Genomic DNA, 7,898 nt, shown 5'->3' with positions numbered 1-7,898 from the left:
TGACTCGATGGAAGCCACTGTGGACCCTTATCTCGGGGTCCCGATTGGATGCCGATCACCCCGAAAACGGGGTCCTTATTCCATGCCGAAACACAGCCAGCCAATCGCGACGATGTGGACGAGGACGAGGGTTTCGGGAGCCGCGATGTCGGCGGCCGGAAAGCCGAAACCGGCGACCATCAGGGCCTCGGCCGTGAACAACCAAGCGATCGCGACCGCGAAGTAGCTCATGGTCCATCTGGATACGCTGCTGCCGATCATCGCCTAGCCGGTTGCTCTCTGCCACACAGGTCCGCGTACTCCCGCCACCCTCAGCGTGAGGAACGGCGGTCGCCCATGGGTGTGTTTCTGGAATTCTTGCGCACCAGGATAAGGAAGAGGAAGGCAGTGGCTCTTTGTTCGGACGCAAACTTCAGTGAGGTGTCCGGCGTCACGTCTCGGTGACTGCACGACGCGGCTTTAGCCCCCGCAGCGCACAAATCACGCTCAGGCCTGGACCATCTGCGTTCCGCTCGCGATCATTGCGCGAGATACGAGAATCCGGCCGATCCATGGAGAAATCCATTGGAGAACGGGACTTTCGGATAGAGCGCGGCGAGGCGCCGCCTGCCGCCTTCGGCATCCTCGCGGCCGTCCAGCACCTCCCGAAAGGTTTCGGCGACCGCGACCATGTCGCAATCTTGCGGCGACAGGCGCAGCGAGCCGACCTCGGCCTTACGCAGCGCGCCGATGTCGCCGAGAAGATTCATACACGTGTAGGACAGGGTCTGGACGCCGTTGATGGTCAGGAAATCCTGCCGCTCCAGCGTCTTCACGGCGAGGCCATCCGGGTCCTTCTCGCAGACGAAGCGGCAATTGTCCTTGGCGAGCTTATGCACGCGCGCGTGGTAGCAGCGCGCGGAGATCGCAAGCGGCACACGGCCGAATGCGAAGACCTCGATCGCGACGTTTGGAAGCGCGGCCGCGATCGCCGCAACCGAGGACAGCGGCAATTCCGGAGGCAGACAGATGCGCGCGGCCCCTCGCGCAGCGTGAAAGGCCGCGGCCGCCTCATTGTAGATGTTAACGAAGGGCCCGATCGCATGTGGGCGGCCGGCCAAGGCCTTGAGACACGTCAGATCGTTCACCTCGACCAGGTCGTCATTCACTGCGGCGAGCTCCTCCGTCTGGCGCCGCTCGCGTCGCTGCGACACCAGGATCAGGGAGCCCAGGAGCACCTGTTTGCCGGCGCTTTTCAATCGCTCGATGACGGAAGGCAGATGGTCCGCGAAGAAGGGCGAGCGTTTCGAGCAGACGATCTCACCGACCGAGACGACGTCGACCGGCGCCTCGTCGGCCATCCGGAAATAGAAGTCGCGCCAGCGTTCCGGCGCCCAGTTATAGAGGATTGGGCCGAGGCCGAGTTGCATCGGAATCTTCCTTACATGCAGGCGAGCTGGTCATCACCAAGTTATCGCCAGGTCTTGCGATATGCTCCCAGCGTGCTCGCCTGGCCTTCAGTGAACGGTTTCAGGCTGGCAATGTCGGCCTCGCGCCCGCTCGCGAGCGCGTCGAGTGCCCCGCGGAAATGGCGCACCACGCTTTCGACATAAGCGCGCCCGCGCTGCCGTCCCTCGATCTTGAGCGCGGTGACGCCGGCATCGCTCAAACCCTTGAGCAGGGTCGTGGCATCCAGGCTGACTGGATCTTCAAAGATGTAGCCGGTACCCTGCTCCGTCGAAAAGCGCCCCTTGCACAGCGTCGGATAGCCGGCCGGCTCGCTGGGTTCGAACCGGTTGATGGTGAAGCCGCCCAGCCGCGACGTCGTCCCCTGCAGCGTCTGCTCGTAGGCCACGTGACTTGCGGGCGAGCAGACGCCCTGCATGTTTGGCGACTTACCGGTGGCGTAGGAGGACAGCGAGCAGCGTCCTTCCGCCATCACACAGAGGCCGCCAAACACGAAGACCTCGGTCTCGCAAGCCGCCTCGCGGGCGATCTCCGCGACCTCCGGCACGCTCAGGACGCGGGGCAGCACCACGCGGCGGGCGCCAAAGGTCTCGACATAGAAGGCGATGGCGTCCGGGTTTGCGGCTGCCGCCTGCACCGAGACATGCAGACGCTGGTTTGGATGGCGCCTCGCCGTGTAGTCCATCAGGCCGATGTCGGCGAGGATCAACGCATCGGCGTCGGCGCTCACCGCATCGTCCACAGCGCGCTGCCACAGCTCGACACTGGAAGCACGCGGAAAGGTGTTGATGGCAACCAGCACCTTGGCATCGCTTCTGTGCGCGAGCGTGATTCCCTTGCGCAGCTCGTCGCGACTGAAATTCAAGCCCGGAAAGTTACGCGCATTGGTTTCGTCGTTGAATCCGCAATAGACCGCATCGGCGCCGGCATCGATGGCGCTCTTCAACGCGGCCGGGGTACCGGCGGGGCAGATCAGCTCCATCATTTGAACGGCCTCCGCGATCCGCCGATCAGGCTGTCGCGGGCCGCCTCCAGCGCGCGCTTTGCGGTGCCACCCAGCGGCCCGAGCAACGAGGACAGCTCCGCCGCGAGATCGAGCTGCGCGTCGTCGATCGCATTGCGCAACGCGAGCACCGCCTCGATATCGCCCTCGATCACGAGCTCGCGCGAAAACATCAGCGCGTCGCCATCGACCTTACCTTCGAGCAGGGCCAGCAGATTGGCGAGCGAGGCGCAGATGCGCGCATCCAGGTCGCGCGGCAGGTCGCGCACCACCGCGAGGCGTGGCGGCGCCGCCCCGACGACGAAGGCGAACGGCAGGTCGGTTGGCCTGATGCCGAACCGCGCGCGCGAATGCTCGCCAAGCCGATCGAAGATCGCGGGATTACGCCGCCAGATCCGCTGCAGGAAGCCTGAGAGGACGAGCTGCAGCGGCAGCAGCGGCAAGGGACGCATCGCGACAGCGACAAGCGGCGGGATGACCGGCAAAGGGCCGGACGGCGCAACGGACGGATCATTCATGGGATCACATCTGTACGGATTGTACGCGGATGTATTTGAGCCGGAACAATGAAGGCAGCAATCATCCCGGATAGCTCCATCTATTCCTGAGGAGTTCGTTCACTTGCAGCGTGATGTCCCGCACTTTCGAGAATTGTCCGACTTCCTGCGCTTCATCGAGAGCAAGGGGCAGTTGCGACGCATTCGCGAGAGAGTCTCGGTGGTCCATGAGATCACCGAAATCCACCGCCGGGTGCTTGGCGAGCACGGGCCTGCACTATTGTTCGAGCGACCGATCAAGGCCGACGGCACGCCGTCCGAGATGCCGCTTCTCACCAACGTCTTCGGCTCGGTCGAGCGCATCGCGTGGGGTATGGGAATTACGCCGGACCGCCTCGAGGAGCTCGGCGTGCTGATGGCCGAACTACGCGCGCCCCGCCCACCGCACGGACTGCGGGATGCCTGGGACAAGCTTCCGCTGGCACGCGCCGCGCTCGCGACCCGGCCCCGCACGCGCGCGGCCGCGCCGGTCCAGGACTGCGTCGCCATGGGCGACGACATCGACCTCGGCAGGCTGCCGGTGCAGATCTGCTGGTCGGGCGAACCCGCGCCGCTGATCACCTGGCCGCTGGTCATCACGGTGCCACCGGAACCGGTAGCCGCCGATCAAGAAGAGAATGTCGGCGTCTACCGCATCCAGGTGCTCGGCCGCGACCGCGCCATTATCCGCTGGCTCGCTCACCGCGGCGGCGCACGCCATCACCGCGAGTGGAAAGTACTCGGCCGCGACATGCCGGTGGCGGTCGTCATCGGCGCCGATCCCGCGACCATCCTCGCTTCCGTGCTGCCGCTGCCCGAGACGATCTCCGAGTTGCGCTTCGCCGGAATCTTGCGCGGCGAGCGGCCAGACCTGACGCCATGCCTGACCGTGCCTCTCGCGGTCCCGGCCGCAGCCGAGATCGTGATCGAGGGGTTTGTTTCGGCAACCGAAACGGCGCCCGAGGGCCCCTACGGCGATCACACCGGCTACTACAACTCGGTCGAGGACTTTCCGGTCATGCGCGTCACCGCCGTGACCAGCCGGCGCCAACCGATCTATCTCTCGACCTTCACCGGCCGCCCGCCGGACGAGCCATCGCGGATCGGCGAGGCGCTGAACCGACTGTTCGTGCCGCTGATCCGGCAGCAATTTCCCGAAGTGGTCGACTGTTTTCTGCCGCCGGAGGCCTGCTCATATCGCATCGCGATTGCGGCGATCAAGAAGCGCTATCCCGGCCAGGCGCGACGGCTGATGCTCGGCCTGTGGTCGATGCTCCCGCAGTTCAGCTATACGAAATTGCTGATCGTGGTCGACGACGATATCGACATTCGCGACTGGCGCGCGGTGATGTGGGCGGTCTCGACCCGCAGTGACAGCTCGCGCGACCTGGTGACGCTGACCGACACGCCGATCGACTATCTCGACTTTGCTTCCCCAAAATCCGGACTCGGTGGCAAGCTCGGCATCGATGCCACCACAAAAGTCCCGCCGGAGACAGAACGGCTCTGGGGCGAACCGCTCGCGATGGATCCCGACGTGATCGCGCGGGTCGATGCCATGTGGTCGCGCCTCGGGCTCATGGACGTCGCACGGGAATTGGCATGAGCGAGCGGCCGGGCGTCATCGTCGGCATCAGCGGCGCCTCAGGCGCAGCAATCGGCGCACGCATTGTCGAACGGCTCGCGGAAGATCCGCGTTGCGCCCTCCACCTCGTGATCTCGCCGGCAGCGGAGCGCACGCTTGCCGAGGAGGTGGAAGCCAGCGCGCCGGCGCGTCTGCGCGGCCTGGCCTTTCGTTGCCATGCTCACCATGACATCGGTAGCTGCATCGCCAGCGGCTCGTTTCCGATTCGCGGGATGATCGTGGCCCCCTGCTCGATCCGTACGCTCTCCGCCATCGCCTGGGGGCAACTCGACAATCTGCTGGTACGCGCTGCCGACGTGCAGCTCAAGGAGCGGCGCCGCTTGGTGCTCCTGGCGCGTGAAAGCCCGCTGCATCTCGGCCATCTTCGCACGATGGCGCAGGTGACTGAAAGCGGTGCAATCGTCGCACCACCGCTACCGGCGTTCTATCTCAAGCCGCAGTCTTTGGCTGAGGTCGTCGACCAGATCGCCTGCCGCGCCATCAATCTCTTGGACCTGCCCGGAGTGTCGGCGCCAGCGCAGGCATGGGCCGGCGAGAGGGCCCGCGCATGACCGGCGCCGCTCCAGGGCCGCTCAGCTCAGCCGTCACCGCCCGCGCGGCCAGTGCGCCCATGACGCGCCGGGAGAAAGCTGTAGACGCCCGTCTTCCGGCGGATGCTGCGCTGTTCCTATCGTGAAGAACGCGCCCCCACTGACGGCCAATCCTTCGCAGCGAGTCGAGCCGATCTCAGCTCCGCGTGGCAATATCACTAGCCGATCTGTGCGGCTTGACGCTCGAGCGCCAGCGCCGCCTCGGATCGTTACTATCGAACGAACAAGATCGCAGGACATCGCAGTTTGACGCGTGAAATCCGCGGCCCTTGGAAGCGGGGGAGCGACTCAAACCCCCGACGCCATTTTTGTCTTCGCCGCAAATGGCCGCGACGACGGTAAGCCGAACAGAGATCTCGTTGGTGACAAGCATCATTAGCCCTTAAGGCTCGCTCACCACCCGCATCACTCCAAAGAGCGACCGCCCACGCTTGCTCACGAACGATTTTTCTTGATCTCCCGGCGCACACGTCGTGCACACGCGGCCCTCTAACCAACTGAAAGAATTAAACTCTCGCTCCAATCCATCATCGGCGCCACAGAAAAGCGATAGCGTTGCGATTTCAATGATTTACCTTATGCTTCAACAGGATGAAACATGAACGTGTGCACTCCAAACTAGTCGAAAATTGCACACGTTTGTACCCGCTCTGACCTCTTAGTGCACACGTAGCGCACACGATTTGAGGAGTGCACACGACCGTGGCCAGCTTCACTCAGTTGCCGTCCGGGAACTGGCGCGTCCAGGTACGCCGCAAGCACCGCTACGTGGCAGAGACCTTTCGTCGGCGCAAGGACGGTGAGGAATGGGCGCTCGATATGGAGTGCAATATTGATCGTAGCGGGTCGCCGAAGCCCGGCGCCGCGGTAAGAGCGAAAACCTTTGGCGATATTATCGATCTCCATGTCGAGGACATCCGGCCACACTTCGATTGGAATACGCCGACAGTGCCAGCCATGGGGTACCGATGAAACTCGTCACCGAACGATCCTTCGCCAACCCAGAAGTCGCGGCCCGCAAGCGGCTAGAACTCGCGACGACTATTGAAGCGGTCCAGGACGGCCGCATCCACATCGAGAAGATAAACGCGCCCTTCCTTTACACGCAAAAAGCCAGTGGCTCGGAGTTTGGGGCCGGCATCAAGTATGCAGTTGAATGCGGCTGGCTCGAGCTGCTTGAGAGCGGGACCTACGTCCGGCTGATCGGCACCAAGGCAAAAGCGGCCCCAGCAAAAGACTAAGTTGCCGGGGCCGTTTGGAGGTACCTTGGCGGTAATGGGGTCGCCAGGTGGTCATGAGCATAGGAAAAAACGGCAATCAGATCTGTCTGCTTTTGCACAAAGCGGTATAATTCCAGATCGGGAACGGAACCGATCACCATGAAAGACATGCAGGCTCAGTTGGAAAAGCTTCGCACGGATTCTGCCGAGTGCGCCTTGATCCGCGATCTGGCAACTGAGCCCAAGAAGCGAGAACTGTTCACCAAGCTGGCCGAGCATCTGACAATCCTGCCGGACAAGGTTGAACACGCCATTGCTGCCGCGGGACCTGATCTGAAGCGGAAGGGATGACCGAACGAGGCTGGGGTCGGCGTTTCGTGGATCCGATCAGGATCGGCGATCGCGTACTGGTGACACTGCTCGACGCCAGCGAGTACATCGCCGCGCGGCCGAAGAAAGAGCACGCCGTAGCGGAGTGGCAAGCGGCGATGGAAGCCTTGATCCTGGTGGCGGAAGGTGGCGGCCCGACGATGTTTACCCACATCGGGGTCATGCGGGCATTGAACCGCCACGATGTCCCGGAGCTTAACCCGAAAGGCAAGAGCCCCACTGGGGCCGTCGCAAGCTGAAGAGGGACCAATAAGCGGCCGCTAACCGAGGCGGCTTTACTCTCTCACAGGATGCAAGTCGGACGGCTGTACGGTAAGCCGATAGGCAATCTCCCGGGAGCCGTCGAAGACCTCTAGGACGCGCTCACAGATCAGGCACTTGTAGTGCCCGGCGTTGCCCTTGCGGGATTCAAGTTCGATCCGGCGATATCCCGCCGAACAATCTGGGCACGTCACGTCGCCTTTCTTCATGTGACAGCTATGTGGCAGGCTACCGCAGGCGTCAAAGGTTAGTGTTCGTGTGGCGGAACGCTCGCTGGGACCAGTATGCCCGAATGGGAAAAGCCGCAGCGTGGTTCCAGCCCCCACTGCGGCATTCCCGGAACAACAAAAAATCTTGGTGCTCAAATCTAGCCGGTGTTCTTTTAATAGAACACCCCGTTCCGAAAATGGATTCCGTAAGAATACCGGCGCGCGAAGTTCGAGCATTGCCGTGAGAGGGCGAACATGGCACGGGCTTGCATTCCAGCCCCAATGCTCCCGGCTGCCGATCCAATTGCGGATTAGAGCGCCGGGAGTGCTAGGCCCGCTCGAAAGCTTCGCAGGAAACTCAACTGAGGCCGCCAGGTGAGGCTGCCTACCTCTGCTCGTTCCTCGCGAGGGACGCCAGTCTATCGAGTTGGCCGGCCAAACCCACATAAGTGCGGGCAATGTTTTTCAGGACGGCGGCGCGATGCTTGGAAATGCCGCCCGCGCCAGAAAGTCTCTTGTAGTGGTCAGCATGTTCTTGGCACTCAGCACTGTTGAGCAAAGTCTCAGCCTTCCTGTTGCCCGCGCGGGTCGTGAGAGC

Annotated in this window: 10 protein-coding genes; 6 read left to right on the top strand and 4 right to left on the bottom strand. The window is 63.0% G+C overall.

What is annotated here, in order from left to right; all coding sequences use genetic code 11:
* Positions 1-75: 75 nt before the first annotated feature.
* From ABIB99_RS07070 to ubiT, 4 genes are all read right to left on the bottom strand, one after another.
* Positions 76-231, bottom strand: coding sequence for a hypothetical protein (locus ABIB99_RS07070; protein ID WP_354175295.1), 156 nt, complete (start codon positions 229-231; stop codon positions 76-78).
* Positions 232-518: 287 nt separating this feature from the next.
* Positions 519-1,409, bottom strand: coding sequence for a ubiquinone anaerobic biosynthesis protein UbiV (gene ubiV / locus ABIB99_RS07065; protein WP_354175270.1), 891 nt, complete (start codon positions 1,407-1,409; stop codon positions 519-521).
* Between the two features lie 41 nt (positions 1,410-1,450).
* Entirely contained in the window at positions 1,451-2,428 is a 978-nt protein-coding gene (ubiU, locus tag ABIB99_RS07060; protein WP_354175294.1) for a ubiquinone anaerobic biosynthesis protein UbiU, read from the bottom strand.
* Positions 2,428-2,901 carry a ubiquinone anaerobic biosynthesis accessory factor UbiT gene (gene ubiT, locus ABIB99_RS07050; protein WP_502917486.1) on the bottom strand — a complete coding sequence of 158 codons (474 nt, stop codon included), beginning with the start codon at positions 2,899-2,901 and terminating at the stop codon, positions 2,428-2,430. The genes ubiU and ubiT overlap by 1 nt, the downstream gene beginning before the upstream one ends.
* A gap of 169 nt (positions 2,902-3,070) precedes the next feature.
* Here ubiT and ABIB99_RS07045 point away from each other — a divergent pair, with 169 nt between their 5' ends.
* The 6 genes from ABIB99_RS07045 to ABIB99_RS07020 all read left to right on the top strand — a co-directional run bounded on the left by ABIB99_RS07045 (position 3,071) and on the right by ABIB99_RS07020 (position 7,069).
* Positions 3,071-4,591 (top strand): UbiD family decarboxylase, encoded by a 1,521-nt coding sequence (locus tag ABIB99_RS07045; RefSeq protein WP_354175269.1) that lies wholly within the window; start codon positions 3,071-3,073, stop codon positions 4,589-4,591.
* On the top strand, positions 4,588-5,181 hold the full coding sequence (locus ABIB99_RS07040; protein WP_354175267.1) for a UbiX family flavin prenyltransferase: 594 nt from the start codon (positions 4,588-4,590) through the stop codon (positions 5,179-5,181). Before ABIB99_RS07045 ends, ABIB99_RS07040 begins: the two co-directional genes overlap by 4 nt.
* 741 nt (positions 5,182-5,922) lie before the next feature.
* Positions 5,923-6,192, top strand: a complete 270-nt coding sequence (locus tag ABIB99_RS07035) for a hypothetical protein (protein ID WP_354175265.1) — start codon at positions 5,923-5,925, stop codon at positions 6,190-6,192.
* Positions 6,189-6,461, top strand: a complete 273-nt coding sequence (locus tag ABIB99_RS07030) for a hypothetical protein (protein WP_354175263.1) — start codon at positions 6,189-6,191, stop codon at positions 6,459-6,461. Before ABIB99_RS07035 ends, ABIB99_RS07030 begins: the two co-directional genes overlap by 4 nt.
* Positions 6,462-6,599: 138 nt before the next feature.
* Positions 6,600-6,791 (top strand): hypothetical protein, encoded by a 192-nt coding sequence (locus ABIB99_RS07025; RefSeq protein WP_354175262.1) that lies wholly within the window; start codon positions 6,600-6,602, stop codon positions 6,789-6,791.
* Positions 6,788-7,069 (top strand): hypothetical protein, encoded by a 282-nt coding sequence (locus ABIB99_RS07020; RefSeq protein WP_354175261.1) that lies wholly within the window; start codon positions 6,788-6,790, stop codon positions 7,067-7,069. Before ABIB99_RS07025 ends, ABIB99_RS07020 begins: the two co-directional genes overlap by 4 nt.
* Positions 7,070-7,898: the final 829 nt, after the last annotated feature.

It is taken from the genome of Bradyrhizobium sp. LA6.1 (assembly GCF_040547805.1).
Taxonomy (GTDB): domain Bacteria; phylum Pseudomonadota; class Alphaproteobacteria; order Rhizobiales; family Xanthobacteraceae; genus Bradyrhizobium; species Bradyrhizobium barranii.
The sequence above is the reverse complement of the archived record's forward strand: the minus strand, read 5'-3'. Positions and strand labels throughout refer to the sequence as shown.

What these genes read in the sequence shown, in the direction of transcription:
- ABIB99_RS07070 (WP_354175295.1), bottom strand. Translation starts at nt 231, where the DNA reads ATGAGCTACTTCGCGGTCGCGATCGCTTGGTTGTTCACGGCCGAGGCC.
- ubiV (WP_354175270.1), bottom strand. Translation starts at nt 1,409, where the DNA reads ATGCAACTCGGCCTCGGCCCAATCCTCTATAACTGGGCGCCGGAACGC.
- ubiU (WP_354175294.1), bottom strand. Translation starts at nt 2,428, where the DNA reads ATGGAGCTGATCTGCCCCGCCGGTACCCCGGCCGCGTTGAAGAGCGCC.
- ubiT (WP_502917486.1), bottom strand. Translation starts at nt 2,901, where the DNA reads ATGCGTCCCTTGCCGCTGCTGCCGCTGCAGCTCGTCCTCTCAGGCTTC.
- ABIB99_RS07040 (WP_354175267.1), top strand. Translation starts at nt 4,588, where the DNA reads ATGAGCGAGCGGCCGGGCGTCATCGTCGGCATCAGCGGCGCCTCAGGC.
- ABIB99_RS07030 (WP_354175263.1), top strand. Translation starts at nt 6,189, where the DNA reads ATGAAACTCGTCACCGAACGATCCTTCGCCAACCCAGAAGTCGCGGCC.
- ABIB99_RS07025 (WP_354175262.1), top strand. Translation starts at nt 6,600, where the DNA reads ATGAAAGACATGCAGGCTCAGTTGGAAAAGCTTCGCACGGATTCTGCC.
- ABIB99_RS07020 (WP_354175261.1), top strand. Translation starts at nt 6,788, where the DNA reads ATGACCGAACGAGGCTGGGGTCGGCGTTTCGTGGATCCGATCAGGATC.